Source organism: Pseudomonas sp. MF4836, assembly GCF_002018875.1.
Taxonomy (GTDB): domain Bacteria; phylum Pseudomonadota; class Gammaproteobacteria; order Pseudomonadales; family Pseudomonadaceae; genus Aquipseudomonas.
In genome coordinates, this window is record NZ_MVOL01000011.1 from 180508 (window position 1) to 205557 (window position 25050).

29 protein-coding genes are annotated in these 25050 nt (G+C 62.4%); 18 read left to right on the forward strand and 11 right to left on the reverse strand.

Annotated elements, in window-relative coordinates:
- Positions 1-74 precede the first annotated feature (74 nt).
- Positions 75-2216, forward strand: coding sequence for a methyl-accepting chemotaxis protein (locus tag MF4836_RS24315; RefSeq protein WP_078472420.1), 2142 nt, complete (start codon positions 75-77; stop codon positions 2214-2216).
- Positions 2217-2291: 75 nt separating this feature from the next.
- Here the strand turns inward: MF4836_RS24315 and MF4836_RS24320 are convergent, their stop codons facing one another.
- Genes MF4836_RS24320 through MF4836_RS24330 form a run of 3 tightly spaced genes read right to left on the reverse strand, consistent with a single transcriptional unit; the run spans position 2292 to position 3404 of the window.
- Positions 2292-2912: an SOS response-associated peptidase gene (locus MF4836_RS24320; RefSeq protein WP_078472421.1), complete on the reverse strand. Its 621-nt coding sequence runs from the start codon at positions 2910-2912 to the stop codon at positions 2292-2294.
- Between the two features lie 36 nt (positions 2913-2948).
- Positions 2949-3209, reverse strand: coding sequence for a putative signal transducing protein (locus MF4836_RS24325; protein WP_020297606.1), 261 nt, complete (start codon positions 3207-3209; stop codon positions 2949-2951).
- A 12-nt stretch (positions 3210-3221) separates the two neighbouring features.
- Complete coding sequence (locus MF4836_RS24330) at positions 3222-3404, reverse strand: CPXCG motif-containing cysteine-rich protein (protein ID WP_020297607.1); 183 nt, start codon at positions 3402-3404, stop codon at positions 3222-3224.
- 140 nt (positions 3405-3544) lie between these two features.
- Between MF4836_RS24330 and MF4836_RS24335 the strand changes: the two genes are divergently transcribed.
- Positions 3545-4711, forward strand: a complete 1167-nt coding sequence (locus tag MF4836_RS24335) for a 1-acyl-sn-glycerol-3-phosphate acyltransferase (protein WP_078472422.1) — start codon at positions 3545-3547, stop codon at positions 4709-4711.
- Between the two features lie 71 nt (positions 4712-4782).
- On the opposite strand, the gene MF4836_RS24340 is transcribed toward MF4836_RS24335, so the two are convergent.
- Complete coding sequence (locus MF4836_RS24340; RefSeq protein ID WP_078472423.1) at positions 4783-5070, reverse strand: hypothetical protein; 288 nt, start codon at positions 5068-5070, stop codon at positions 4783-4785.
- 189 nt (positions 5071-5259) lie between these two features.
- Between MF4836_RS24340 and MF4836_RS24345 the strand changes: the two genes are divergently transcribed.
- Complete coding sequence (locus MF4836_RS24345) at positions 5260-5466, forward strand: hypothetical protein (RefSeq protein ID WP_020297610.1); 207 nt, start codon at positions 5260-5262, stop codon at positions 5464-5466.
- A gap of 103 nt (positions 5467-5569) precedes the next feature.
- Here MF4836_RS24345 and MF4836_RS24350 read toward each other — a convergent pair whose 3' ends face one another.
- A complete protein-coding gene (locus MF4836_RS24350) occupies positions 5570-6154 on the reverse strand; it encodes a YajG family lipoprotein (protein WP_020297611.1) in 585 nt (194 codons plus the stop codon).
- A 205-nt stretch (positions 6155-6359) separates the two neighbouring features.
- Between MF4836_RS24350 and MF4836_RS24355 the strand changes: the two genes are divergently transcribed.
- A complete protein-coding gene (locus tag MF4836_RS24355) occupies positions 6360-6593 on the forward strand; it encodes a hypothetical protein (protein ID WP_020297612.1) in 234 nt (77 codons plus the stop codon).
- A gap of 732 nt (positions 6594-7325) precedes the next feature.
- Positions 7326-8834 carry a malate dehydrogenase (quinone) gene (gene mqo, locus MF4836_RS24360; protein WP_078472424.1) on the forward strand — a complete coding sequence of 503 codons (1509 nt, stop codon included), beginning with the start codon at positions 7326-7328 and terminating at the stop codon, positions 8832-8834.
- Between the two features lie 99 nt (positions 8835-8933).
- Here the strand turns inward: mqo and MF4836_RS24365 are convergent, their stop codons facing one another.
- The 4 genes from MF4836_RS24365 to MF4836_RS24380 all read right to left on the reverse strand — a co-directional run bounded on the left by MF4836_RS24365 (position 8934) and on the right by MF4836_RS24380 (position 10984).
- Positions 8934-9221 (reverse strand): PA4642 family protein, encoded by a 288-nt coding sequence (locus MF4836_RS24365; protein WP_020297615.1) that lies wholly within the window; start codon positions 9219-9221, stop codon positions 8934-8936.
- Positions 9222-9284: 63 nt separating this feature from the next.
- Positions 9285-9770 carry a hypothetical protein gene (locus tag MF4836_RS24370; RefSeq protein ID WP_078472425.1) on the reverse strand — a complete coding sequence of 162 codons (486 nt, stop codon included), beginning with the start codon at positions 9768-9770 and terminating at the stop codon, positions 9285-9287.
- 179 nt (positions 9771-9949) lie between these two features.
- Positions 9950-10423, reverse strand: coding sequence for a WbuC family cupin fold metalloprotein (locus tag MF4836_RS24375; RefSeq protein ID WP_078472426.1), 474 nt, complete (start codon positions 10421-10423; stop codon positions 9950-9952).
- 3 nt (positions 10424-10426) lie between these two features.
- Entirely contained in the window at positions 10427-10984 is a 558-nt protein-coding gene (locus MF4836_RS24380; RefSeq protein WP_020297618.1) for a hypoxanthine-guanine phosphoribosyltransferase, read from the reverse strand.
- 165 nt (positions 10985-11149) lie between these two features.
- On the opposite strand from MF4836_RS24380, the gene upp reads away from it, so the two are divergent.
- Positions 11150-11788, forward strand: coding sequence for a uracil phosphoribosyltransferase (upp, locus tag MF4836_RS24385; RefSeq protein WP_020297619.1), 639 nt, complete (start codon positions 11150-11152; stop codon positions 11786-11788).
- A 2-nt stretch (positions 11789-11790) separates the two neighbouring features.
- Complete coding sequence (locus MF4836_RS24390) at positions 11791-13065, forward strand: uracil-xanthine permease family protein (RefSeq protein WP_078472427.1); 1275 nt, start codon at positions 11791-11793, stop codon at positions 13063-13065.
- Between the two features lie 108 nt (positions 13066-13173).
- On the opposite strand, the gene hemH is transcribed toward MF4836_RS24390, so the two are convergent.
- Both hemH and MF4836_RS24400 read right to left on the reverse strand, forming a co-directional pair.
- Positions 13174-14199, reverse strand: coding sequence for a ferrochelatase (gene hemH / locus MF4836_RS24395; protein ID WP_078472428.1), 1026 nt, complete (start codon positions 14197-14199; stop codon positions 13174-13176).
- A 13-nt stretch (positions 14200-14212) separates the two neighbouring features.
- The gene (locus MF4836_RS24400; protein ID WP_078472429.1) at positions 14213-15115 is read right to left on the reverse strand and encodes a TIGR01777 family oxidoreductase; all 903 of its coding nucleotides are present in this window, start codon (positions 15113-15115) and stop codon (positions 14213-14215) included.
- A 194-nt stretch (positions 15116-15309) separates the two neighbouring features.
- Here MF4836_RS24400 and MF4836_RS24405 point away from each other — a divergent pair, with 194 nt between their 5' ends.
- The 11 genes from MF4836_RS24405 (at position 15310) to MF4836_RS24455 (ending at position 25009) form a co-directional block, all read left to right on the forward strand.
- Positions 15310-16296, forward strand: a complete 987-nt coding sequence (locus MF4836_RS24405; RefSeq protein ID WP_078472430.1) for an NAD(P)/FAD-dependent oxidoreductase — start codon at positions 15310-15312, stop codon at positions 16294-16296.
- On the forward strand, positions 16293-16508 hold the full coding sequence (locus MF4836_RS24410) for a TIGR02450 family Trp-rich protein (RefSeq protein WP_078472431.1): 216 nt from the start codon (positions 16293-16295) through the stop codon (positions 16506-16508). The genes MF4836_RS24405 and MF4836_RS24410 overlap by 4 nt, the downstream gene beginning before the upstream one ends.
- Positions 16509-16629: 121 nt before the next feature.
- Positions 16630-17598, forward strand: a complete 969-nt coding sequence (locus MF4836_RS24415) for a YbgA family protein (RefSeq protein ID WP_078472432.1) — start codon at positions 16630-16632, stop codon at positions 17596-17598.
- A 3-nt stretch (positions 17599-17601) separates the two neighbouring features.
- Positions 17602-18537, forward strand: a complete 936-nt coding sequence (locus MF4836_RS24420) for a MerR family transcriptional regulator (RefSeq protein WP_078472433.1) — start codon at positions 17602-17604, stop codon at positions 18535-18537.
- A 13-nt stretch (positions 18538-18550) separates the two neighbouring features.
- Complete coding sequence (gene phrB, locus MF4836_RS24425; RefSeq protein WP_078472434.1) at positions 18551-19996, forward strand: deoxyribodipyrimidine photo-lyase; 1446 nt, start codon at positions 18551-18553, stop codon at positions 19994-19996.
- Positions 19989-20414 (forward strand): nuclear transport factor 2 family protein, encoded by a 426-nt coding sequence (locus MF4836_RS24430; protein ID WP_078472435.1) that lies wholly within the window; start codon positions 19989-19991, stop codon positions 20412-20414. Before phrB ends, MF4836_RS24430 begins: the two co-directional genes overlap by 8 nt.
- The gene (locus MF4836_RS24435) at positions 20411-21193 is read left to right on the forward strand and encodes an SDR family NAD(P)-dependent oxidoreductase (protein ID WP_078472436.1); all 783 of its coding nucleotides are present in this window, start codon (positions 20411-20413) and stop codon (positions 21191-21193) included. The genes MF4836_RS24430 and MF4836_RS24435 overlap by 4 nt, the downstream gene beginning before the upstream one ends.
- Positions 21190-22437, forward strand: a complete 1248-nt coding sequence (locus MF4836_RS24440) for an NAD(P)/FAD-dependent oxidoreductase (RefSeq protein WP_078472437.1) — start codon at positions 21190-21192, stop codon at positions 22435-22437. Before MF4836_RS24435 ends, MF4836_RS24440 begins: the two co-directional genes overlap by 4 nt.
- Positions 22434-23243 (forward strand): DUF1365 domain-containing protein, encoded by an 810-nt coding sequence (locus MF4836_RS24445; RefSeq protein WP_078472438.1) that lies wholly within the window; start codon positions 22434-22436, stop codon positions 23241-23243. The genes MF4836_RS24440 and MF4836_RS24445 overlap by 4 nt, the downstream gene beginning before the upstream one ends.
- Positions 23230-24501: an SAM-dependent methyltransferase gene (locus tag MF4836_RS24450; RefSeq protein ID WP_078472439.1), complete on the forward strand. Its 1272-nt coding sequence runs from the start codon at positions 23230-23232 to the stop codon at positions 24499-24501. Before MF4836_RS24445 ends, MF4836_RS24450 begins: the two co-directional genes overlap by 14 nt.
- Positions 24494-25009: a DUF2878 domain-containing protein gene (locus MF4836_RS24455; RefSeq protein WP_078472440.1), complete on the forward strand. Its 516-nt coding sequence runs from the start codon at positions 24494-24496 to the stop codon at positions 25007-25009. Before MF4836_RS24450 ends, MF4836_RS24455 begins: the two co-directional genes overlap by 8 nt.
- Positions 25010-25050: the final 41 nt, after the last annotated feature.

Sequence of the window (25050 nt, forward strand, 5' to 3'; positions counted from 1 at the left end):
CAATCAACGCTAATGGCCATTGCAGAGCCTGCCGATACAGCACGGCAGACGCCATTCCTGCGACCGGAGCCCCTATGAAATTCAAGTCGATCCAGTTTTCCGTGGCCGCCCTGGCCGGCGCCATCGTCCTCAGCGTGGTTGCGGCCCTGGTGCTCTACGCACTGTTCGCCGGCGCCCGGACCCAGGACATGGTGCAAGCCCGCACCCAGGCCCAGTTCGAGCAGGTTATCGAGCAGCGCCTGAGCACACTGGCCCAGAACCAGGCCAGCCAGATCCAGCGTGAACTGGAAGCGCCATTGCTGATTGCCAGCGGCCTGGTGCGGGTCAACGCCCTGATGGGAAACCCGGGCAGCCAAGGCACCCCCCAGTTGAGCCTGAGTCGCGAACAGTTGATCGGCCTGATCAAGGAAAACGTCGCACAGAACCCGAAAATTCTCGGCGCCTACGTCGGTTGGGAAAAAAACGCCATCGACCAGAACGACGCCGCCTACGTCGGCTCCCAGGTGGTGGGGATCGACGCCGCCAACGGCCGCTTCCTGCCCTGGTGGTTCCGCAATGAAGACGGCAGCCTGGGCCTGGACAAACTGGCAGACGTCGACGACCAGAAGCTGCTCTCCACCGGCGTGCGCGCCAGCGAGTACTACCTGTGCTCCAAGGAAAGCAAAAAGCCCTGCGTGATCGATCCGGCGCCCTATAAGGTCGGGGACAAGGTCGTGATGCTCGCCTCCTTCATTCAACCGATCATGCTCAATGGCACGTTCCAGGGCATCGTCGGCGCCGACCTCTCGGTGAACTTCATCCAGGACATGCTCCTGGCAGCGAACCACACACTCTATGACGGCGCCGGGGAAATGGCCCTGATCGGCGGCAACGGGCGGCTGGTGGCCTATACCCGGGACTCGGGCAAATTCGGCGAGCCGGTCAGCAGCATCCTGCAAGGCGACAAGCTGGCCAGGCTGAATCACCTCAAGCGCGGTGAAGTGGCCTACAGCGTCGACCAGGCCGGCAACGAAATCGAAGTCTACCTGCCCTTTGGCATTGGCCAGACCGATGCCCAATGGACCCTGATGCTGCACCTGCCCTTGAACGCGGTAATGGCCGACCTGCAAAAACTGCAGAACGATCTGGCTGCGCAACGCCAGGCCGACACGTTCGGCATGGCGATGGTTGGCCTGCTGGTGGCCGGCGTCGGCCTGCTGGTGATCTGGCTGGTCGGTCGCGGAATCGCTCGCCCGCTGAAGCAGATGGTGGCCATGCTCGACGATATCGCCCAGGGCGAAGGCGACCTGACTCGCCGCCTGAGCAGCGATCGGGTCGACGAACTGGGTTCGATCGCCAAGGGCTTCAACACCTTCCTGGCCAAGTTGCAGGCGATGATCACCCAGGTGGTGAGCTCGGTGCAGAGTGTCAGTGACTCCTCGGAGCACACCGCCGATATCGCCATCCGCACCAATCAGGGCGTGCATAAACAGATGGTCGAAATCGACCAGGTGGCCACCGCGGTGCACGAAATGACCGCCACCGCCCAGGACGTGGCGCGCAATGCGACCCAGGCCGCACAAGCCGCGACCCACGCCGACCAGGCCGCCAACCAGGGCATGCAGATCGTGCGCGAGACCTCGACTTCGATCGGCGCCCTGGCCGTGGAAATCGGCAAGGCGGTCGGCGTGGTAAAGACCCTGGCCAAGGACAGCGAAAACATCAATGCGATCCTGATCGCCATTCGCGGCATCGCCGAGCAGACCAACCTGCTGGCCCTCAACGCCGCCATCGAAGCGGCGCGCGCCGGCGAACAAGGGCGGGGGTTTGCGGTGGTGGCTGACGAAGTGCGCAACCTGGCCCAGAAGACCCAGCAGGCCACGGAAGAAATCCAGTCGATGATCCAGCAGTTGCAGCAAGGCACGCGCGACGTGGTGCGGGTCATGGAAGACAGCCAGACCAAGACCGACCAGAGCGTGCAACACGCGGCCAAGGCCGCCGAAGCGCTGGAGACCATCACTCAAGCGGTGTCGGTGATTAACGACATGAACACCCAGATCGCCAGCGCCGCCGAGGAACAGAGCGCCGTGGCCGAGGACATCAACCGCAACGTGATCAATATCGGCCAGGTGGCCAATGAAGTGGCCGGCGGTGCCGACGAATCAAGCGCAGCCAGTGCGGGCCTGACCAAACTGGCCGAACAGCAGCGGCGCCTGATCAACCAGTTCAAGGTTTGACAAGACCCTGCGCCAGCCTCCGCTACTGCGGCTTGCTCGCGCAGGATAGGCCGGCGCTCCGGGGCGCCAGCCGGTTCAACCCGGCGTCAGGCACTCGGGGGCATTGAGTTTCGGGTCATTCACCAGATTGGCCAGTACCCGTTCGCGCAACGCCGCCGGAGGACTGGCGAGCAAGGCATGCAGGACCGGCAACGGTGTGTGCGGATCCAGCCAGGCAGCCTGGCCCTCGGCATCGAGAATCAGCGGTCGGCGCTGGTTCGACGCGGCCTGGGTCACCACCGCGGTACTCAGCCAAACCTGCTCCTGCACCGGGTAGGCTTCCCAGATCGCGGCAAAAAACAGCGCTGAGCCCTCCCCCGGGGTCAGCCAATACGGGCGCTTGCGCGTACCACCCCGCCATTCATAGAACCCATTGGCCGGCAGCAGGCAGCGCCGCTGACGAAATGCCTCGCGAAACATCGGTTGCTCGGCCAGGGTTTCAGCCCGGGCGTGGGCCGGGGTGCGTGACAGGTCGGTCAACCAGGGCGGGGTCAGGCCCCAGCGAGCCCGCGCCAGGGTGCGCTGCTCAGCTTCGGCGCGCATGATCAGCACCGAGTCGTTGGGCGAAATATTCCACTGCGCCTGCTGATCCGCCGGAAACCCGGGCAAGGCCGCAAACGCGGGGTTCCAGCGAAACAGGGCATAACGTCCACACATGGGGGCAATACAACTCTCGACAAATAGGCGGCCAGCCTAACAGACCAGCACGCCGGCAAAGTTTTCCGGCTCTTCAAAGGGCATCGGCAGGGCCGCATTGTACGCAGCGATCAGCTCCCGTGCGTATTGCGCCTGATCGTTTGGCACCGTCAGCCCAAGCAATCCGAACACCGGTAACTCGCCGGCGCCACCCAGCAGGTCGCGCCCCGCCAGATGCGCCTCGACCCCTTCGCTGGCCAGCATGCTCTGCAGCAACTCGCCCTCCATCAGGTTTTCCGGTTCGTAGATGCGCTGCATACGGCCACCCCATCATTCGTTTTCACTGTGAACATCGAGCATCCATTCCTGACCGTCGGTTTGTAGCCTGAATACAATGGGCCGGCAGCACACCGGGCAGTCTTCGATATAGGTTTGATCGCCGCCGGACAAATCCAGCACGGCCTCGGCTTCTTCGCCGCAATAGGGACAGGAGTAGTGCTCGGTTTCCAGCATCGCGGTCTCCAGAGTGACTTGTGCGTATAATCGCCGGTCTATTCGCAGGGCTATTTTTGTTTGAGCTTACTTTTCAGACCGTGCCCGGCCGTTTTTCGATCCAAACCTTTTCTTACCCTAGCCGTTTCCAACAAGAGAGCATGATGGGCGAATTCGATGCCATCCGACCTTACGACGACAGCGAAGTCCCAGCGGTGCTGGCTCGACTGCTCGGCGACAAGGCGTTTCTAGATATCCTCACCCACTTCCGCTTCCCGCGCTTTGCCGGCGCCTTCGGCTGGCTGCTCAAACCTCTTATAGCTCATCGACTGCGGCGCGAGTTCGCCGGCGTGACTTCGGTAGCCACCCTGCAGGACAAGGTCGAGTACTACGTCGACCACACCATCGAGCGCGCGACCGACGGCGTGACCTATACCGGCGTCGAACAATTCAAGTCCGGCAGCGCCTATCTGTTTATCGCCAACCACCGCGACATCGTGATGGACCCGGCCTTCGTCAACTACGCCGTGTATCACGCCGGCCTGCCGACCCCGCGCATCGCGATTGGCGACAACCTGCTGCAAAAGCCGTTTGTCAGCGACCTGATGCGCCTGAACAAGAGCTTTATCGTGCACCGCTCGATTACCGGGCGTCGGGAAAAAATGGCCGCCTACCAATTGCTGTCGGCCTACATCAACCACTCGATCCGCAATGATTGCGCTTCGATCTGGATCGCCCAGGCCGAAGGCCGCGCCAAGGACGGTGATGATCGCACCGAGTCGGCGATCCTCAAGATGTTCCACATGAGCCGCAAGGATGAGCCGTTCGGCGAAGTCATCCAGTCGCTGAACCTGACCCCGGTCTCGATCAGCTACGAATACGACCCCTGCGACCAGGCCAAGGCCCGTGAACTGTTTATCCGCGCCACCACGGGCACCTACACCAAGGTGCCGGGCGAGGACGATGTGAGCATCGCCAAGGGCATCACCGGCTACAAGGGCCGGGTCCACGTCAACTTCGCCGCCCCTATCAGCGAACTGTTCGAAGACACCAAGCAATTGGCGGTGGAGATGGACCGGCAGATTCTCGGCGGATATCGCCTGTTCCCGGTGCATTACCTGGCGTATGCCCAGTGGAGTGATGCCGACCCGCAGTTGCAGGTGCCCGCGGCCAAGGACGTGTTCCCTGCCCAGGAGCTGGCCAAGGCCGAGGAAGAATGGCAACGGCGTCTGGAAGCCTGCCCCGTGGACCATCGGCCGTACCTGGTGCTGCAATACGCGACCCCGGTACGCAACCAGTACCGGGTCAAGGCCGGGCTGGCGCTGTAACCCAAGCTCGCAAAACCACAACGGCGCCCCAAGGCGCCGTTGTTGTGTCTGTCACCCTCAGTGTTCGCGGGTCAAAACCGTGTGCTGATCCAGGACACCAGCAGTGCCAGGGCCAGGCAGGCAAAACCGAAACGGTAGAAGAAGCGGTTCATGCGCAAGGTGGCCACATCCAGCAACAGCAAGGGCTGATCGATGCTGCGGCTGGCGCTTTGTGCTTCCAGGCTGGCCAATGCGCGCTGTTCACGACGGCGCGTGGCGTGCAGGACCCAGCTGCCCGGGCAGGCAAACAGCAGCGCGAGCAGGTTGAGCAGTTTGGCGGGGTGAGCGTTGAACAACGACCAGATCACATGCAGCGACATCGGGAACCTCGAGTGAACCCGGCCTCAGCGCCGGGCGATGGTCTAGCGGCGCGAATTCTACCCAAAGCGCCGGTAATCGCCTGCTATTTCCGACAAAAAACGAAATTTGCGCCGATTAATTTACCCGGTCATCTGTTCGTCATCTAAACAGGCCAGTCTGTTGCACCTCGATACACCACGGAGAACATCATGCTGCACGCAGAAAACCAGGATCGTCTTTATCTGATCGCCCAGAGTGATGAGCAGCAGACGCTGGTCGGCAGCCTGGCGTTCAACGTGCAGGACCGGCACTGGCTGGTGTATTGCGCCCTGGGTGGGCATCAGCACGCCGACCTTCCGGAAACCGACTTGCTGACCGGGGTCAGCGTGCTGGATTTCTACGTCGAGGCGGCGTGATCTCGGGCCTGGATAAACCTCAGGCATAAAAAAGCCCGGCTTCATCACTGAAGACCGGGCTTTTTTTGTGCCGCGCGGGCCTGAGCCAGCGCTGGGGCGCAGGTTACTCGCCGAGGATCTGACCCACGGTCGGGTCCTTGAACAGGCGGGTCAGGGCATCGCTCAACACGTCGCTGACCAGCTTGGTGTTGGTTTCCTGGTTCGGCGCCATGCCGAAACGCTGGTCCAGGGAAGCGCCGTAGCGGCCGCTGTAGCGACGGTTGGCATTTTGCACATCAGAGCGGAAGGTCGCGCCGATGGTGGCTTCGGTGACATACAGGCCTTCCTTGGGCGACTGATACTTCAGTTCGGCCAGGGTTACGGTCAACTGCGGCGCGTTGTAGGCATTGCTGGTCGGGGTGAACCCCAGGAGACGCACGGCCGCTTCGGCCTGGGCCTGCAGCTTGGGCAGGATCTGCGCGCCCTGCACAGTGATCGCGCTGGTTTCCGGATACAGACCACCACGGGTGCCCAGGGTTGGCGAAGGCCGACCGTCGACCACCCGCACCACCACCGGCTGGCCATGCCCTACGGGCGCCAGTTGAGTCGTGAGTTTCGGTTCCGGGCTGAGTTGTTGCGGGCTGTGGGCGCAGCCAGCCAGGGTCAAGCTGGTCACAGTGATCAAACCGAACAACAAACGTTGCAACATGCTCATCTCTCCAGAAATCAGGCACAAACAGGGGCGCAGTATAGCGGTGCTCGGCAACGGCTAACCAGCTTCAGAACAGGTTTAGTCAAGGCTCAGACAGGTCCGGTACATGTCGGTTCACGTAATATTTCCGACATAAGCGTCACATCGAGCTGTAACGCTTAACCGGCATCCTTACTCGCAATTGCCCAACAGGTATTTCGCCATGCATTTTCTCTGGTCCTTGTTCGCACCGCGCCAGAAACACCGCAGCTTTGCCCTGCTCGATCAACAGGGTCGCTGCCAGGCCTTCAAGCATTGCAGCCTGCCGCCGACCGGCGATGGCTGGGTGGAAATCGACGAAATCCGCCTCAACTGGCTGCATCAGCCCCTGCCTGCCAGCGCCCGTGTCAGCCCGCGCATTGCCCGGCCACGGGGGCAACAGGTACTGGCCACCTGACCAAAAGGCTAATAAAAGTCATTTAACAGGATCATTTCTGCGCGTTTCTTCGTTACAATCTCCCCCCGATTATAAGGACGTCTCCTGATCGGGCCTCGCAGCACCGCTGATGCGCTTGTATTGGCACCCCGCACCGCCCACAGAGAGCCGCCCACACAGATCGAGTGAAGCTGGCGCTTGCTGTTCCTCCTGCAAACCCCACTTTTCGCGAATCTGCCAGAGCTATCCTTGCTCGGACACTGAGTTGTATGCCCGTTGTGCCTGTCATGCATCCATGCTGGCACCAGCGTTCGGGCCCGGTGCCAGGCTGAGGTAGCCCTTTTTTGAGGTTCACGTCTTCAAAAGAGCGTGAAAAAAACGGGTTTTCACAACTTCACAAGAGTGTGGCGAGCAAATGAATAGTTTTGCGTCAGTACAAGCACCATTAGCGTCTACAACACCCCGACTACACAGGACCGAGCCTTCCTCATATAGCTGCGCTTGAAGCCTGTCCGCTACGGATTTGGTTGCACGAACGGACGTCTTGACCATAAGTCGAATTGCCTGGGATACCCGAAGATGCGTTCATACGCAGCTTGAGGCCCGAATGGCAGCGTCCGCAGAAGTTGCAAAAAATTGCGAAGATTCGGACATGGCGATCCTGGCCATGGGTACCTGGGGCAGAACTGAACGCCCCGTCACTCCTGGCAGCTATGCCGTCAATTTGGTGCTGCAGATTTTGGAGACGCGTTAATGGCGCATAACGAAGCAGTAGACGTCGTATTGGTTGGGGCCGGCATCATGAGTGCCACCCTCGCAGTACTGCTCAAAGAACTCGACCCCGCGATCAAGCTGGAAGTCGTCGAGTTGATGGATTCGGGGGCCGCGGAGAGTTCCAACCCGTGGAACAACGCCGGTACCGGCCACGCCGGCCTCTGTGAGCTGAACTACACGCCTCAGGCCGCCGATGGCTTTGTCGACATCAAGAAAGCGGTGCACATCAACACCCAGTTCGAGGTGTCGAAGCAGTTCTGGTCCTACCTGACCAAGAAAGGCACCTTCGGCTCGTCCAAGTCCTTTATCAGCCCGGTACCGCACCTGAGCTTCGTGCAGGGCGAAAAAGGCGTTTCCTTCCTCAAGAAGCGTTTTGAAGTGCTGAGCCAGCACCACGCCTTCGCGGACATGGAATACACCGAAGACAAGGCCAAGATGGCCGAGTGGATGCCGCTGATGATGCCCGGCCGCCCGGCGGACGAAACCATTGCCGCGACCCGCGTGCTGAACGGTACCGACGTCAACTTCGGCGCCCTCACCAATCAGTTGCTCAAGCACCTGACCAGCGCACCCGATGCCCAGGTCAAGTACTGCAAGCGTGTCACCGGTCTCAAGCGCAACGGCGCCGGCTGGACCGTCAGCATCAAGGACGTGAACAACGGCAACAGCCGTGAAGTCGATGCCAAATTCGTCTTCCTCGGCGCGGGTGGCGCGGCACTGCCGTTGCTGCAGGCTTCGGGCATCGAGGAAAGCAAAGGCTTCGGCGGCTTCCCGGTCAGCGGCCAGTGGCTGCGTTGCGACAACCCGGAAGTGGTCAAGCAGCACCAGGCCAAGGTCTACAGCCAGGCTGCCGTGGGTTCGCCACCGATGTCCGTGCCGCACCTGGACACCCGTGTGGTCGATGGCAAGAAGTCCCTGCTGTTCGGGCCTTATGCCGGTTTCACCACCAAGTTCCTCAAGCACGGTTCGTTCCTCGACCTGCCGCTGTCGGTTCGCGCCGGCAATATCGGCCCGATGCTGGCCGTGGCCCGCGACAACATGGACCTGACCAAGTACCTGGTCAGCGAAGTCATGCAGTCGATGGAGCAGCGCCTGGAATCCCTGCGCCGCTTCTACCCTGAAGCCAAGGCCGAAGACTGGCGCCTGGAAGTGGCCGGTCAACGGGTGCAGATCATCAAGAAAGATCCGAAGAAAGGCGGCGTCCTGCAGTTCGGCACCGAACTGGTCGCGGCCAAGGACGGCTCTCTGGCCGCTCTGCTGGGGGCTTCCCCGGGCGCTTCGGTGACGGTGTCGATCATGCTCGACCTGATCGAGCGCTGCTTCCCGAGCAAGGCCAGCGGCGAGTGGGCCGAAAAGCTCAAGGAAATCTTCCCGGCGCGGGAAAAGACCCTGGAAACCGACGCTGCGCTGTATCGCAAGATCAACAGCGAAAACAACGTCAGCCTCGAGTTGGTCGAGCAAAGCAACCAGGCCGAAAGCTACGCTTGATGCCTGCTGCATAAAAAACGCCCCGTTCTCGTTGAGAGCGGGGCGTTTTTTTTGGCCTTGGATCAGGGTCGGTAGAAGCCAATGCCTCTACCCTCTCCTTCAGCCGCGAGCTTTTTCGATCAGCTCAATGTAATCGGCGCCATTGCGCTGGTCGGCGATCAGGCTCACGAAGTCCTGGCCGTGCTCGTCCTTGCCGTCCAGGTCGTAACCGGCTTCGAGGAAGAACGTCAGGAAACGTTCGAAGTCATCGATGCGCAGGCCGCGGTAGGCCTTAATCAGCTTGTGCAGGGAGGGTGAAGTGGCGTCGACCGGCTCGAAATCGAGGAACAGTTTGATCTGCTCATCGCCGATCTCGTCACCAATCAATTGCTTCTTATCTTTACGCATTGCCGACTCCAGCTCGCAGACATTTCACGGGGCGGGCAGTTTACCCCCAGGCGGCGTCGGGTCTCAACGCGGGCGTGTGGCTCCGGTGTGCAAGTCCGCCCAGATATGGCCGTTGGCATAGCTCAGGAACTGGCAATACACCGTGTCGTTGCGCAACAGATCCATCACCACCCGGTATTGGGCCAGGGGGTAATACAGGGTCAGGGTCTTGCTCTGGGGGTCGTAGATCGGCTTTTTCAGGCTTTTGCTTTCGCCGTCGAAATTCACCAGCACCTGGCTGATGGTCGCGCCCTTGTTCAGCGGCTTGCCCTTGAGGCGCACCAGTAAGGGCGAAGTCACGGGGATCGGCTGCTGATTGGATTGGCGCTGACTGCCGACCACCACCGAATATTCGGTGACCTGCAACAGCTGCTGTTGCTCAGGGACGGAATCGCGCAGGGTCAGGTCATCGGGTGGCAGAAACTGCGCATGCATCGGCGCCGGGGCTGCCGCCAGAGGCAGGCTCAGGGTCAAAAGAAGGGCCGCGCTACTGCGAATCAACAGGCTCATGACAGGCTCCAGGCAAGGGCCGACCACTCTAGCACGCCTTTTCACCCCCACGCTGGAGTCGCTGCCGCAGGCTGCGCTGGCCGCACCTGACGCCGTGAGCCATCAGGAAAACAAGGGGCGCCTGACAGGCCCAGCGCAGCCTGGCCAAGCTCGGCAGCGGCCACAGATGTGGGCGGGGGTCAATCGAACTGGGCGCGCATCCAGGCATGGTATTGGGCCACTGCGGGCTCGCCTTCGCGGGGTGCCCAACTGGCCATCTCGTCCTCACCCACCGGACGGTAGGGACCGGATTTGCATTCGAACATCAGGCTGTCAGCCTCCAGCACCACCAGGCCATGGAACACCCCGGCGGGCAGGTCGACACCGACACACTCACCACCGGCCTGCAGCACGCGCTTGGCCAGGACCTGGCCCGCCTCGTCGAACACCAGCAGCCCCAGACGCCCCTTGAGCACCAGCAGGGTTTCTGCCTTGTCGGCGCTCAGATGACGATGGGGCGCAATGTAGGTCGCCGGTTGCAGGCCGACCGCCATGCGGTGACACGGCTCTTGCATCTGATGGAAGTTATGGTGCTGCCGGCCCCGGGGGCTGGCCGCGGCCTTCTCGGCCAATTCGGCGAACAGCGATTGGTCGAGAAAGCTCGGCTGGTTCATGGCTTACATGCCTTTGACGGCGAAGATGCCTGCGGCGTTGCGCCAGTAGCCTTTGTAATCCATGCCGTAACCGAAGATGTAACGGTCGATGCATGGCAAGCCGACGTAATCGGCCTTGAGGTCCGGACGTGCCTTGCGGTCGTGGTCCTTGTCGATCAGCACGGCGGTGTGCACAGCGCGGGCGCCGGCATGCTTGCAGAAGTCGATGATGGCGCCCAGGGTGTGACCTTCGTCGAGGATGTCGTCGATGATCAGCACGTCACGGTCGATAAAGGACACTTCCGGCTTGGATTTCCAGAACAGCTCGCCACCGCTGGTTTCATTGCGATAGCGGGTGGCGTGCAGGTAGGAAGCTTCCAGCGGGAACTTCAGGTGAGTCAGCAGCTTGCCGGAGAAAATCAGGCCGCCGTTCATCACGCAGAACACCACAGGATTGCGCTCAGCCAACTCTTCATTGATGCGTGCACCGACCCGGGCGATGGCCGCCTCGACTTCAGCTTCGGTGTACAGGCAGTCGGCCTCTCGCATGATTTGACGGATATGCTCGAGATCAGCGGACATGGCGCTCTCCAAGGGGGTGGCGGTTTCGGAAAAGCGGGCAAAGGTACGCATCCCGCCGGGCCAGATCAAGCCTTTCTGGACTAACGTACTGTATGTCTATAGGACAACACCCTCGGATAGATTAATCTAGGCCGGTTTTTTTGCCCGCCGCCGGAGCCTTTCCCTATGCCCATCCGTGAGATCCGCCATCCGCTGATCCGACACAAACTTGGCCTTATGCGCCGCGCAGACATTAGCACCAAAAACTTTCGCGAGCTTGCTCAGGAAGTCGGTGCCCTGCTGACGTACGAAGCCACCAAAGACCTGCCCCTGGAAACCTACGATATCGAAGGCTGGTGCGGCACTGTCCAGGTCGAAAAAATTGCCGGCAAGAAGATCACCGTGGTGCCGATCCTGCGCGCCGGCATCGGCATGCTCGAAGGCGTGCTGAGCCTGATCCCGGGAGCCAAGGTCAGCGCCGTCGGCGTGGCCCGCAATGAAGAAACCCTGCAGGCCCACACCTACCTGGAAAAACTGGTTCCGGAGATCAACGAACGCCTGGCCATGATCATCGACCCGATGCTCGCCACCGGCAGCTCGATGGTCGCCACCATCGAACTGCTGAAAAAGGCCGGCTGCCGGGATATCCGCGCCATGGTCCTGGTGGCCGCGCCCGAAGGCATCGCCGCCGTGGAAAAAGCACACCCGGACGTGACCATCTACACCGCCTCGATCGACGAGAAACTCAATGAACACGGCTACATCATCCCTGGCCTGGGTGATGCCGGCGACAAGATCTTCGGTACCAAGCAGAAGGATTCCTGATCATGCAGGATGAGTTCAACGATCCGCTCTGGCGCCAGGTGCTCTCGGGCGCGCAGATGCTCTTCGTGGCCTTTGGCGCGTTGGTGTTGATGCCGCTGATTACCGGTCTCGACCCCAACGTGGCGCTGTTCACGGCGGGTCTCGGGACTCTGTTGTTTCAGGTCGTGACCCGGCGCCAGGTGCCGGTGTTCCTGGCGTCGAGCTTTGCCTTCATCACCCCGATCATTCTCGCCAAGCAGCAGTTCGGCCTGGCCGCGACCATGGGCGGCGTGATGGCCGCGGGCTTCGTCTACACCTTTCTGGGGCTGGCGGTGAAGGTCAAGGGCACCGGTTTCATTGACCGCCTGCTGCCGCCGGTGGTGATCGGGCCGGTGATCATTTCCATCGGCCTGGCCATGGCGCCGATCGCCGCCAACATGGCGATGGGCAAGGGTGGCGATGGCGCCGAGCTGATCCACTACCAGACCGCGATGCTGATCTCGATGCCGGCGCTGCTGACCACCCTGATCGTCGCCGTATTCGGCAAAGGGATTTTCCGCCTTGTGCCGATCATCTCCGGGGTGCTGGTGGGTTTTGCCATGTCGTTCTACTTCGGCGTGGTCGACACCGCGAAAATCGCCGCCGCGCCCTGGCTGGCCCTGCCCCACTTCACCGCGCCAGAGTTCAACTGGCAGGCGATCCTGTTTATTGTCCCGGTGGCGCTGGCCCCGGCCATCGAGCACATCGGCGGGGTGATTGCCGTCGGCAGCGTGACCGGTCGCGACTACCTGAAAAAACCCGGCCTGCACCGCACCCTGTTCGGTGACGGCATTGCCACCACTGCTGCCGGCCTGTTTGGCGGCCCGCCCAACACCACTTACGCCGAAGTCACTGGCGCGGTGATGCTGACCAAGAACTACAACCCGAAGATCATGACCTGGGCGGCGATTTTCGCCATCAGCCTGGCGTTTATCGGCAAGTTCGGCGCGTTGCTGCAAAGCATTCCGGTCCCAGTGATGGGCGGGATCCTGTGCCTGCTGTTCGGTTCGATTGCCGCGGTCGGCATGAACACCCTGATCCGCCACAAGATCGACCTGGGGGAAGCGCGCAATCTGGTGATTGTCTCGGTGACCCTGGTGTTCGGGATTGGCGGCGTGCTGGTGGGAACCGGCACCGGGCCGGATGACTTCGGACTCAAGGGGATTGCGCTGTGCGCCGTAGTGGCGATTGCGCTGAACCTGATCCTGCCGGGCAATGACAGCTGGAAGCACAAGAAAGGCGATGAACCGCTGATCTGATGGCTGCGGCCATTGGCGCGTACTTATAGCGACTGCTGGCTGTGCTGGGCCTTTTATCCCGGAGTGGATTTGAGGGCCAGCGCAGCTCGGCAGCGGCTACAGGTCGACTTAGAGCGCCAGAGGGGCGCGCTCGCAGAGCGTGTTCAGGGCCTTGGCCCATTGCGGGTTGTCATTGAGGCACGGCACCAGCACCAATTCCTCGCCCCCCGCTTCGCGGAACTGTTCCAGGCCGCGATCGCCGATTTCTTCCAGGGTCTCGATGCAGTCGGCAACGAATGCCGGGCACATCACCAGGATTTTCTTTGCCCCCTGCTTGGCCAACTCATCGAGGCGCGCCTCGGTGTAGGGTTCTATCCATTTGGCGCGCCCCAGGCGCGACTGGAACGACACCGACCAGGTACCCGCCGCCAGGCCCAGGCGCTCGGCGAACAGCGCGGCGGTCCGCAGGCATTGCGCGCGATAACAGGTGGCCAGGACTTGCGGCGAGGCATTCTTGCAGCAGTCGGCATCCTTGAAACAATGCTCGCCGGTGGGGTCGAGTTTGGTCAGGTGACGTTCGGGCAAACCGTGGAAGCTGAGCAGCAGGTGATCGTGTTCCTGCTCCAGGTACGGCTTGGCACTGGCCACCAGAGCGTCGAGGTATTCGGGCTGATCGTAGAACGGCTGCAGTATCGAGAGCTGCACATCCAGCTTCCTGTCGCGGATCACCCGCCGCGCCTCTTCGATCACCGTGGTCACGGTGCTGTCGGCGAACTGTGGATACAGCGGCGCCAGGGTGATCTTTTTCTGCCCCTGGGCCACCAGGCGCACCAAGGTCGACTCAATCGACGGCTCGCCGTAGCGCATGGCCAACTCAACCGGGCCCTGGGTCCATTGCGCCGTCATCGCCTGCTGCAGGCGGCGGCTGAGCACCACCAGCGGCGAGCCGTCTTCCCACCAGATCGAAGCGTAGGCATGGGCCGACTGCTCCGGGCGCTTGATCAGGATCAGCGACACCAGCAAGCGTCGCACCGGCCACGGCAGGTCGATCACGTACGGGTCCATCAGGAATTGATTGAGGTAGCTGCGCACATCCGCCACCGAGGTGGAAGCCGGCGAACCCAGGTTGACCAGGAGCAACGCGTGATCGGTCATGCAACGTCCTATTTCAAAGGCGGCTGGATAAATCGTCCAGGGCCGCAGGCAAATCAGGGAACTGAAAAGTAAATCCGGCCGCCAGCAAACGCTCGGGCGTCGCGCGCTGGCCACCCAGCAACAGCAGCGACAACTCGCCCAGCCCCACGCGCAGTGCAAAGGCCGGCAGCGGCACTATCGCGGGCCGGTGCAGGACGCGGCCCAGGCTCTTGGCGAACTCGCGATTACGAACCGGCTGCGGCGCGCACGCATTATAAGGACCCCGGGCATCGCTGCGATGCAGGAGAAAATCAATCAGGGCGATTTGATCCTTGATATGAATCCACGGCATCCATTGCCGACCATTGCCGATAGGCCCGCCCAGCGCCAACTTGAACGGCAGCAGCAGGCGCGACAAAAAGCCGCCCTCGGCCGACAACACCAACCCGGTCCGCACCAGCACCACACGGATGCCCAAGGCTTCGGCGCGTTGCGCGGTTTCTTCCCAGGCGATACACAACTGGCTGGCGAAGTCTTCGCTGACGGGAGGGGAGTCCTCATGCAACTCACGCTCACCGCCATCGCCATACCAACCCACTGCCGAACCCGAAATCAATACACCTGGCTTTTGCTCGCGGGTTTCGAGCCAGGCCAGCAGTGTCTCAGTCAGGCCGATGCGGCTGCTCCAGAGCAGCGCCTTGCGTTTATGGGTCCAGTGCCGGTCGCCAATCGGCGCCCCGGCCAGGTTGACCACCGCATCCAGCGGCTGCTGATCCAGCTCCTGCAACTGCGCGACACCCCGCACCTGGGCGCCACACAGCTGCGCGACTTTTTCCGGCTGGCGACTCCAGACCGTCAGTTGATGACCCTGGCTTAGCCAGAACTGACACAACTGACGGCCAATCAAACCAGTACCGCCGGTCAGCAATATGTGCATGAGATCCTCCTTGCGTGGCGTTTAAGCCCGATCACTAGTCTATTTTTATAGGCAGGGATCTTTTCAATCGGGCAGGCTGTGTTTTAACAATAGACAACCTGCACATCCGATCACGCCAAAAGCTATACCACAAAACAATATTGTACAGGTTTTAGCGACGGCGTAGTCTGTACAGAACGGTAAACGAGGCCCCTATGACTGTACCCATCGCAATTATCGGTACCGGCATTGCCGGACTCTCAGCTGCCCAGGCGTTGCACGATGCCGGGCACGTCGTTCAACTTTTCGATAAAAGCCGCGGCAGTGGCGGTCGCATGTCGAGCAAACGCAGCGATGCCGGTGCTCTGGACATGGGCGCGCAATACTTCACTGCCCGCGACCGGCGCTTTGTCACCGAGGTCCAGCGCTGGCAGGCCAATGGCTGGGTCGCCGAATGGACCCCGCAACTGTACAACTCCCATGGCGGCCAACTGAGCCCCTCCCCCGACGAGCAGACCCGCTGGGTCGGCACCCCCCGCATGAGCGCCATCACCCGCGCCCTGCTCGGCGACATGGAAGTGCACTTCGCCTGCCGCATCACCGAGGTCTTTCGCGGTGAACAGCATTGGCACCTGCAAGATGCCGAAGGCGTGACCCATGGCCCATTCAGCCATGTGGTCATCGCCACGCCCGCGCCCCAGGCCACCGCTCTGCTCACCGCCGCACCGAAACTCGCCGGCGCCGCTGCGGGGGTGAAAATGGACCCGACCTGGGCCATCGCCCTGGCGTTCGACACCCCGCTGGAAACCCCGATGCAAGGCTGCTTCGTGCAGGACAGCCCGCTTGACTGGCTGGCCCGCAACCGCAGCAAACCCGGGCGCGACAGCACGCTCGACACCTGGGTCCTGCATGCCACCAGCGCCTGGAGCCGACAGAATATCGACCTGTCCAAAGAGGCCGTCATCGAGCAATTGCACGGCGCCTTCGCCGAGCTGCTGCACAGCGCCATGCCAGCGCCGACCTTCAGCCTCGCCCACCGCTGGCTCTATGCGCGGCCTGCCACCAGCCATGAATGGGGCGCCCTGGCCGATGCCGACCTGGGGCTGTATGTCTGCGGCGACTGGTGCTTGTCCGGTCGTGTCGAAGGCGCCTGGTTGAGCGGCCAGGAGGCAGCGCGCCGGCTGCATGAAAACCTGCAGTGAATCGCCTTAACCCACGCAAGTTGCTGCTGTCGAAATGGACGGCAGCCCTCCCGCAAAACCGCGAGAAACACTTTCTGGTCAGCGAACTGTTCTGCGACGAAGAAGGCACCGTGCTGCAAGTCGAATTGCAGGCGGTCCTCACCCGCCGCTGCCAACGCTTGAACTGGCAGGACCTGCAAAACGACAGCCAGTGGCAGATGGGCTGGAAATAACGCCCTAGGCCCTCACGCAAATACCTATACAGATTATTTGACTTGTACAGCTTTGAATCTATGATAGAGCAAAGTTGTACAGGGTATTAATTCTGTACAGGTATTGGCCGGAGGTGCCTTGATGCCCGATATCACCGTTCCCCAGAGCAAACCGAAAATCGCCATCAGCGCCTGCCTGATGGGCGCCGAGGTGCGCTACAACGGCGGGCACAAGGAATCTCGTCTGTGCAGCCGAGTCCTGAGCGAGTACTTCGACTTCGTTGCGGTATGCCCCGAAGTCGCGATCGGCCTGGGCACCCCCCGCGAGCCGATCCGCCTGGTCGGCGATCCACAGCAGCCGCAAGCCGTCGGCACCGTTGACCGCACGCTCGACGTGACTCAGCCGCTGGCTGATTACGGCACCCGGATGGCGGCCGAACTGGGCGACATCTGCGGCTATATCCTGATGCAGAAATCCCCCTCCTGCGGCATGGAGCGGGTCAAGGTCTATCAGGACAAAGGGCGGCCCGCCGAGCACAGCGGACGCGGCATCTACGCCCAGGCGTTCTGCGCCAAACACCCCAATCTGCCGGTGGAAGAAGACGGCCGCCTCAACGACCCGGTGCTGCGGGAAAACTTCCTGACCCGGGTATTCGCCTACAGCGCCTGGCAGGAGTTGCTCAAGCAAGGCCTGACCCGCCGTGGCCTGATGGAATTCCACTCGCGCTACAAATACCTGCTGATGGCCCACAGTCCCTTGCACTACAAAAGCCTGGGCCACCTGCTGGGCAGCATGGGCAAGGGCGACCCAGCACTGATCGGCCCGCAGTATTTCAGCGAGCTGATGAGCGCGCTGAAAAAATGCGCCACCCGCGGCACCCACACCAATGTCCTGCAGCACCTGAGCGGCTATTTCAAGCAGACCATCAGCGCCGACGACCGCCAGGAAATGCAGCAACTGATCGGCCAGTACCGCCACGGCATCATCCCCTTGGTGGTGCCGCTGACCCTGCTCAAGCACCACCTGCGCCAGCATCCGGACCCGTACGTGGCGCAGCAGGTCTACCTGCAGCCACACCCGGAAAACCTCAGCCTGCGCAATGCGATCTGAGCCATGAGCGAACCTGCATCCGATGATCCGCAAACCGCCACCGACTACGGTCAGGCGCTGGAACAGGGCTGGCTGCCGATCCGGGAAGTGGCGCGCCGCACCGGCGTCAACGCGGTCACCCTGCGCGCCTGGGAACGGCGCTACGGCCTGATCGTGCCGCAGCGCACCCCCAAGGGCCACCGGCTGTTTTCCGAAGAGCATGTGCAACAGATCCTGACCATTCTCACCTGGCTCAATCGCGGTGTTGCCGTGAGTCAGGTCAAGCACCTGCTGGGCTCCACCCCGGCCTTCAGCGTGCCGGCGGCAAACGACTGGCATAGCCTGCGCCAGAGCCTGACCCTGGCCATCAGCCAGTTGGCCGAGCGCAAGGTCGACGACACCCTCAACCAGGCCATGGCCCTGTATCCACCCCGAACCCTGTGCGAACAGCTTTTGATCCCGCTGCTGGCCGAGCTCGAACAACGCTGGCAAGGCCAGTTCGGCGCGCAGATGGAGCGGGTGTTTTTCTACTCCTGGCTGCGCAGCAAGCTGGGCGCGCGGATCTATCACAACAACCGCCAGTTGCAAGGCGCGCCGCTGCTGCTGATCAACCACTCGGACCTGCCGCTGGAGCCGCACCTGTGGCTCAGCGCCTGGCTGATCAGCAGCGCCGACTGCCCGGTGGAAGTCTTCGACTGGCCGCTGCCCGTCGGCGAACTGGCCCTGGCCGCCGAGCACCTGCAGGCCCGGTGCGTGCTGCTGTATTCGAGCAAGTCCATACACCTCGGGCAGCTGCCACGACTGCTGAGCGGGCTGAACTGCCCGACATTGATTGCCGGACCAACGGTATGCATCCACTGCGCCGAACTGACCGTATGTACCACTGAAATCGCTGATCTGTTCCTGGCCGAAGACCCGATCTCGGCACACCAGGCCCTGACCCAGCGAGGACTTCTCTGATCCAGGAATCACCATGCAACTGATCTGGCTACGCAGTGACCTGCGCCTACATGACAACACCGCCCTCAGCGCCGCTGCCGCACGCGGCCCGACCGTGGCCGTGTACCTGCTGAGCCCGGAACAGTGGCTGGCCCACGATGACGCGCCGTGCAAAGTCGACTTCTGGCTGCGTAACCTGCACCGGCTGAGCGAAGCCCTGGGCGAACGCAACATCCCGCTGCTGATCCGCCACGCCGCCACCTGGGATCAGGCACCCAACGTGTTGTTGAACCTGTGCCAGGAGCTGCAGATCCAGGGCCTGCACTGCAACGACGAATACGGCATTCACGAAAGCCGGCGCGATGCGGCGGTGGCCGAGAAGTTGGAAAACAACGGCATCGGCTTCCACAACTACCTCGATCAATTGCTGTTTCAGCCGGGCAGCGTACTGACCAAGAGCGGCACCTATTTCCAAGTCTTCAGCCAGTTTCGCAAAGTCTGCTACAGCCGTTTGCACGGCAGCTTGCCGGGCCTGGTCAGCGCCCCTCGGGTGCAAGCCCCGATGGCCTTGAAAGCCGACCCGGTGCCGCAGCAGGTCGAAGGTTTCGCCCGCCCCAGCCAAAGCCTGCGCGATCTCTGGCCCGCCGGTGAAGATCAGGCGCGCAAACGCCTGGAGCATTTCGCCGATGCCCAGATCGACTACTACCAGGGCGAGCGGGATTTCCCCGCCAAACCCGGCACCAGCCAGCTGTCGCCGTACCTGGCTGCGGGGGTGGTGTCGCCACGCCAATGCCTGCATGCAGCGCTGCAAGCCAATCAGGGCGAGTTCGAAAGTGGCAGCGTCGGCGCCGTCACCTGGATCAACGAACTGCTGTGGCGCGAATTCTACAAACACATCCTGGTGGGCTACCCACGGGTCTCGCGGCACCGCGCCTTTCGCCCGGAAACCGAAGCCGTGGCCTGGCGCCACGCTCCCGAGGAACTGGCGGCCTGGCAGGAGGCGCGCACCGGCCTGCCGATCATCGACGCCGCCATGCGCCAGTTGCTGGAAACCGGCTGGATGCACAATCGCCTGCGGATGGTGGTGGCTATGTTCCTCACCAAAAACCTGTTGCTCGACTGGCGTGAAGGCGAACGCTTTTTCATGCGTCACCTGATCGACGGCGACCTGGCGGCGAACAATGGCGGCTGGCAATGGAGTTCCTCCACCGGGACCGATTCAGCGCCCTACTTCCGTATCTTCAACCCCCTGAGTCAATCGCAGAAGTTCGACAGCGAAGGGCGCTTTATCAAGCATTGGCTGCCGCAACTGGCGGCGCTGAACAAAAAGGACGTGCACAACCCGGCGGCCCTGGGTGGCCTGTTCGGCGTGGCCGATTACCCGGCGCCGATCGTCAACCTGTCGCAGTCTCGCGAACGCGCCCTGGCGGCCTTCAAGAGCCTGCCGCCACGGATGGATGTCGGAGCCGGCCATGAGTGAATTCCTGCGCGACTTCGCCCGCGTCTTTGCCAGCCTCGACAAACATAACCTCGAGCGCCTGTACTCGCTGTACAGCCCGGACATCCAGTTCACCGACCCGCTGCACGAGGTGCAGGGGTTGCCGCGCCTGCGTGAATACTTCAGCGAGCTGTACGCCAACGTCAGCCATTTGCAGTTCGTCTTTTCCGGCATGGACCAGGTGGACGATGGCCAGGGTTACCTGCGCTGGACCATGAGCTACACCCACCCTCGACTCAATGCCGGCCAGACCATCCACGTCGATGGCTGCTCCCACCTGCAGTGGCGTAACGGTCGGGTCTATCGCCACCACGACTATTTCGACGCCGGCGCGCTGCTGTATCAGCACCTGCCCATCATCGGCCGGGTGATCGCCTGGCTGAAAAGGAGAATCGGATGAAGGCGGCCATGCCCCGGCGTATCTGGCTGACCGGCGCCAGCAGCGGTATCGGCGCGGCACTCGCTGAAGAACTGTTGCTGGGCGGCGCGCACCTGGCCCTCAGCGCGCGCACCCGTGCCCCCCTCGATGCCCTGGCACTGCGTTTTCCCGGACAAGTGCTGGTGGTGCCGGGCGACCTCACCGACCCCGAGCAGGTGCGCCAGATCGGCGAACAGATCGCCCTGGCGTGGGGCGCGCTGGACACGGCGATTCTCAATGCGGGCACCTGTGAATACATTGACGTGCAGCAGTTCAAGGCCGAACTGGTCGAGCACGTGATGCGCAGCAACCTGACGGCCAGCTGCCATTGCATCGAAGCCGCCCTGCCCTTGCTGCGCGTCGGCAATCGGCCGCACCTGGTGGGTGTCGCCAGCTCGGTGACCTACCTGCCGCTGCCCCGGGCCGGAGCCTACGGCGCCTCCAAGGCCGCCTTGCGCTACCTGCTGCAATCACTGCGTATCGACCTCGCGGCCGAGGGCATCGATGTGACCGTGGTCAGCCCGGGCTTTGTCGAAACCCCGCTCACCGCCCGCAACGACTTCCCCATGCCCATGAGCTGGCCGGCCGCCAAGGCGGCACGCCACATCAACCAGCACCTGTCACAGCGGCCTTTGGAAATCGCCTTTCCGGCCGGCTTTATCGCCGGCCTCAAACTGCTGTCCTGGCTGCCGGGGCGCTGGCAACTGGCGATCGGCAAACGCATGGCACGCAACGCCTCGCCGACCGGGAGCGCCTCATGAAAATCGCCATCATCGGCAGTGGCATCTCCGGGCTGACCAGCGCCTACCTGCTCAATCGCCGCCACGACATCACGGTGTTCGAGGCCGGCAGCTGGGTCGGCGGCCACACCCACACGGTGGATGTCAGCGTAGCGGGCGAAACCCACGCGGTGGACACCGGCTTTATCGTGTTCAACGACTGGACCTACCCCAACTTCATTCGCCTGCTGGGGCAGATCGGCGTGCCGTTCAAACCCACCGAGATGAGTTTCTCGGTGTGCGATGCGCAATCGGGGCTGGAGTACAACGGCAATAACCTCAACAGCCTGTTCGCCCAGCGCCGCAACCTGCTGTCGCCGGGGTTCTGGGGCATGCTGCGGGACATTCTGCGCTTCAATAAAGAGGCCCTGCGCGACTTGCAGCAACAGCGGATCGCGCCCGACACCACCCTCGGCGACTACCTGCGAGACCAGGGCTACGGCGAGCGTTTTATCCAGCACTACATCGTGCCCATGGGCGCGGCGATCTGGTCGATGTCTCTGGTGGAGATGCGCGGCTTTCCGTTGCAGTTCTTTGTGCGCTTCTTCAAGAACCACGGCCTGCTGTCGGTGAGCAATCGCCCGCAGTGGTGCGTGATCGAAGGCGGCTCCAGCCGCTATATCGAACCGCTGAGTGCCACGTTTCGCGAGCGCATTCGCCTGAACTGCCCGGTCAGCCGGGTCGAGCGCGACCTGTCCGGCGTGCTGATCCACAGTGCCGCCGGCAGCGAACGCTTCGACAAAGTGGTGTTCGCCTGCCACAGCGACCAGGCCCTGAGCCTGCTGGCCGCGCCCAGCGATGCCGAGCGGGAGATCCTCGGCGCCCTGCCCTATGCCGACAACGACGTGGTGCTGCACACCGACACCCGGTTGTTGCCGCAACGCAAGCTGGCCTGGGCCAGCTGGAACTATCGCCTGGACGGCAGCAGCGACACCCAGGCGGCTGTCACCTATGACATGAACATCCTCCAGGGCCTGCAAAGCTCGACCACCTTTTGCGTCAGCCTCAACCAGAGCGCCGCCATCGACCCCTCCAAGGTCCTGGCGCGCTACACCTACGCTCACCCGCAATACAGCCTCGACGCAGTGGCCGCCCAGGGTCGCTGGCAAGAGTTGCAAGGCGCGCAACACAGCTTCTACTGCGGTGCCTATTGGGCCAACGGCTTCCATGAAGACGGCGTGGTCAGCGCCCTGCGCGTGGCCCAGGCGTTCGGGGAGCAATTGTGAACAGCGCCCTGTACAGCGGCTGGATCGGCCATCGACGCTTTGCGCCCAAGTGCCACGCGTTTCGCTATCGCATCGGCCTGCTGTACCTGGATCTGGATGAACAAGAGCAGGTGTTCAGCCTCTCGCCCCTGGCTGGCAGCAGCCGTTTTGCGCCGTTTTCCCTGCGCGAAAGCGATTACCTGAAGGCCTTCACCAGCCAGGGCATGCCCCTGATCGATGCTGTGCGCCAGCAGGTGGCGGCCGCCATCGGCCATGTACCCGGCGGCGCGGTGTGCCTGTTGACCCAGGTCCGCAGTTGGGGCCTGGCGTTCAACCCGGTGAGCTTTTTCTACTGTTTCGAAAGCGACGGGCAACTGGCGGCGATTCTCTGTGAAGTCACCAACACCCCGTGGCGCGAGCGCTATCACTACGTGCTGCCGGCCCAGGCTGCGACGACCGCCGAGCACCAGCACTTCGCTGTGGCCAAGGCCTTTCATGTCTCGCCGTTCATGCCCCGGGACCTGGAATACCGCATGAGTTTCGGCCCCCCGGGCGAGCGCCTGGGGGTGCACATGGCCGACTGGCAGGGCGAGTTCAAGCTGTTTGACGCCACCCTCAACCTGCAACGCCAGGCTCTCGACCGCTCCAGTTTGCACGCCTACCTGCGGCGCTTTCCGTGGATGACCGCCAAGACCTGCCTGGCCATCTACTGGCAAGCCCTGCGCCTGCTGCTCAAACGCATTCCCCTTGTTTCCCATCAGGCTGCCGATGGCACCTATAAAACCGCCGCTGTACAACCCAAGGATCGCCGCCATGAAATCCTCTAGCGTATCGGCCAAGGCCAGCCTGTTGAGCACCAATGGCCTGACCGGCAATCTCCTGCGCCGTGGCGTGCTGCGTCAGCTGGCACAGCTCAAGCACGGACAACTGGTGCTGATCGAGGACGGCGAACGCCATGTGTTCGGCAGTGCCGGAGCCAAGCTGCTGGGGGAGATTCATATTCTCGATGCGGCAGTCTGGGGCCTGGTCGCCAGCAACGGTTCGATCGGCGCCGGCGAAGCCTTTATCCACGGCTACTGGAGCACCCCGGACCTGACCGCCGTGGTACGGGTGTTTGTCAGCAACCTGGAGGTACTTGATGGCCTGGAGGGCGGACTGGCCAAATTGGGCCGGCCGTTGATCCAGGGCCTGCACTGGCTCAACCGCAATACGCGCAAGGGCTCGCAGAAAAACATCGCCGCCCACTACGACCTGGGCAATGAGCTGTTCGAACAGTTTCTCGACCCGACCATGATGTATTCGGCGGCGCAGTTTCGCAGCAGCGAAGACACCCTGGAGCAGGCGCAATTGAACAAGCTGGAGCGCATCTGCCAGAAGCTTGCCCTGCAACCGTCCGACCACCTGCTGGAAATCGGCACCGGCTGGGGCAGCATGGCGCTGTACGCCGCGCAGAACTATGGCTGCAAGGTCACCACCACGACCCTGTCCAGGGAGCAGTTCGCCTTTACCCGCCAGCGCATCGACCAACTGGGCCTGCAAGACCAGGTGACCCTGCTGCTGGAGGATTACCGCGACCTCACCGGGCAGTACGACAAGCTGGTGTCGATCGAGATGATCGAAGCCGTCGGCCACCACTTCCTGCCGACCTACTTCAAGCAGTGCGCGCACCTGCTCAAGAGCAACGGCCTGATGCTGCTGCAAGCCATCACCATCCGCGACCAGCGTTATGAGCAGGCGAAAAACAACGTCGACTTCATCCAGCGCTACATCTTCCCCGGCGGCGCCCTGCCCTGCGTGCAGAAGATGCTGGAGATCGTCAGCCGCGACACCGACATGAATCTGCTGCACATGGAGGACTTCGGCCTGCATTACGCGCGCACCCTGCGCCTGTGGCACGAGAACTTCCGCCGCGCCCATGGACGCCTGGTCGAACTGGGTTACGACCAGTACTTCCTGCGGCTGTGGGAGTTCTACCTGTGCTACTGCGAAGGTGGCTTCCTGGAACGCACCATCGGCACCGCACAGTTGCTGCTGGCCAAGCCTGCGGCGGCCCCCGAGCCGTTGCTGGGACGCTTCAATGCGTAAACGCCTGGCCAATGCGGGTCTGTTCCAGCTGGGCTGGTTCGCCTGCGTGATGGGCGGTGACGGCCCCTGGCTGCTGCTGGGGCTGGGCGTGCTGGTGATTCACTTGCTGTGGATAAACCAGTGGGCCGAAGAGGGTCGGCTGATCTTCAGCGTGATGCTGTTCGGCATCTCGATCGACAGCTTCCTGCATTGGCTGGGGGTGTTTCAGTTCAAGGAAGTCACGTTGCTGATCCCGTTGTGGCTGATGCTGCTCTGGGCCCTGCTGGGCACCACCTTGCGCCATTGCCTGGCCTGGTGCGCCAGGCCCTGGTGGCTGGCGAGCCTGTTGGGCGCGTTCAGCGGGCCGCTGTCGTACTACGCCGGTGGGCGCCTGGCGGGGGTGCAATTTCCGTATGGGTTGTGGCCGACGCTGATTGGCCTGGGGTTGCTCTGGGCCGTGGTCTTTCCCTTGCTGCAACTGATGGCCAGGCATCTGCCCAATGGGCAACTGCGCACATCCGCAGGCTAAGCGTCCGTCAGTGCATTCACACAGCCCGGCCCCACTGCCTT

Excerpts from the sequence above, each read along its gene's own strand:
- MF4836_RS24315 (WP_078472420.1), top strand. The coding sequence starts at position 75 with ATGAAATTCAAGTCGATCCAGTTTTCCGTGGCCGCCCTGGCCGGCGCC.
- MF4836_RS24320 (WP_078472421.1), bottom strand. The coding sequence starts at position 2,912 with ATGTGTGGACGTTATGCCCTGTTTCGCTGGAACCCCGCGTTTGCGGCC.
- MF4836_RS24325 (WP_020297606.1), bottom strand. The coding sequence starts at position 3,209 with ATGCAGCGCATCTACGAACCGGAAAACCTGATGGAGGGCGAGTTGCTG.
- MF4836_RS24330 (WP_020297607.1), bottom strand. The coding sequence starts at position 3,404 with ATGCTGGAAACCGAGCACTACTCCTGTCCCTATTGCGGCGAAGAAGCC.
- MF4836_RS24335 (WP_078472422.1), top strand. The coding sequence starts at position 3,545 with ATGATGGGCGAATTCGATGCCATCCGACCTTACGACGACAGCGAAGTC.
- MF4836_RS24340 (WP_078472423.1), bottom strand. The coding sequence starts at position 5,070 with ATGTCGCTGCATGTGATCTGGTCGTTGTTCAACGCTCACCCCGCCAAA.
- MF4836_RS24345 (WP_020297610.1), top strand. The coding sequence starts at position 5,260 with ATGCTGCACGCAGAAAACCAGGATCGTCTTTATCTGATCGCCCAGAGT.
- MF4836_RS24350 (WP_020297611.1), bottom strand. The coding sequence starts at position 6,154 with ATGTTGCAACGTTTGTTGTTCGGTTTGATCACTGTGACCAGCTTGACC.
- MF4836_RS24355 (WP_020297612.1), top strand. The coding sequence starts at position 6,360 with ATGCATTTTCTCTGGTCCTTGTTCGCACCGCGCCAGAAACACCGCAGC.
- mqo (WP_078472424.1), top strand. The coding sequence starts at position 7,326 with ATGGCGCATAACGAAGCAGTAGACGTCGTATTGGTTGGGGCCGGCATC.
- MF4836_RS24365 (WP_020297615.1), bottom strand. The coding sequence starts at position 9,221 with ATGCGTAAAGATAAGAAGCAATTGATTGGTGACGAGATCGGCGATGAG.
- MF4836_RS24370 (WP_078472425.1), bottom strand. The coding sequence starts at position 9,770 with ATGAGCCTGTTGATTCGCAGTAGCGCGGCCCTTCTTTTGACCCTGAGC.
- MF4836_RS24375 (WP_078472426.1), bottom strand. The coding sequence starts at position 10,423 with ATGAACCAGCCGAGCTTTCTCGACCAATCGCTGTTCGCCGAATTGGCC.
- MF4836_RS24380 (WP_020297618.1), bottom strand. The coding sequence starts at position 10,984 with ATGTCCGCTGATCTCGAGCATATCCGTCAAATCATGCGAGAGGCCGAC.
- upp (WP_020297619.1), top strand. The coding sequence starts at position 11,150 with ATGCCCATCCGTGAGATCCGCCATCCGCTGATCCGACACAAACTTGGC.
- MF4836_RS24390 (WP_078472427.1), top strand. The coding sequence starts at position 11,791 with ATGCAGGATGAGTTCAACGATCCGCTCTGGCGCCAGGTGCTCTCGGGC.
- hemH (WP_078472428.1), bottom strand. The coding sequence starts at position 14,199 with ATGACCGATCACGCGTTGCTCCTGGTCAACCTGGGTTCGCCGGCTTCC.
- MF4836_RS24400 (WP_078472429.1), bottom strand. The coding sequence starts at position 15,115 with ATGCACATATTGCTGACCGGCGGTACTGGTTTGATTGGCCGTCAGTTG.
- MF4836_RS24405 (WP_078472430.1), top strand. The coding sequence starts at position 15,310 with ATGACTGTACCCATCGCAATTATCGGTACCGGCATTGCCGGACTCTCA.
- MF4836_RS24415 (WP_078472432.1), top strand. The coding sequence starts at position 16,630 with ATGCCCGATATCACCGTTCCCCAGAGCAAACCGAAAATCGCCATCAGC.
- MF4836_RS24420 (WP_078472433.1), top strand. The coding sequence starts at position 17,602 with ATGAGCGAACCTGCATCCGATGATCCGCAAACCGCCACCGACTACGGT.
- phrB (WP_078472434.1), top strand. The coding sequence starts at position 18,551 with ATGCAACTGATCTGGCTACGCAGTGACCTGCGCCTACATGACAACACC.
- MF4836_RS24430 (WP_078472435.1), top strand. The coding sequence starts at position 19,989 with ATGAGTGAATTCCTGCGCGACTTCGCCCGCGTCTTTGCCAGCCTCGAC.
- MF4836_RS24435 (WP_078472436.1), top strand. The coding sequence starts at position 20,411 with ATGAAGGCGGCCATGCCCCGGCGTATCTGGCTGACCGGCGCCAGCAGC.
- MF4836_RS24440 (WP_078472437.1), top strand. The coding sequence starts at position 21,190 with ATGAAAATCGCCATCATCGGCAGTGGCATCTCCGGGCTGACCAGCGCC.
- MF4836_RS24450 (WP_078472439.1), top strand. The coding sequence starts at position 23,230 with ATGAAATCCTCTAGCGTATCGGCCAAGGCCAGCCTGTTGAGCACCAAT.
- MF4836_RS24455 (WP_078472440.1), top strand. The coding sequence starts at position 24,494 with ATGCGTAAACGCCTGGCCAATGCGGGTCTGTTCCAGCTGGGCTGGTTC.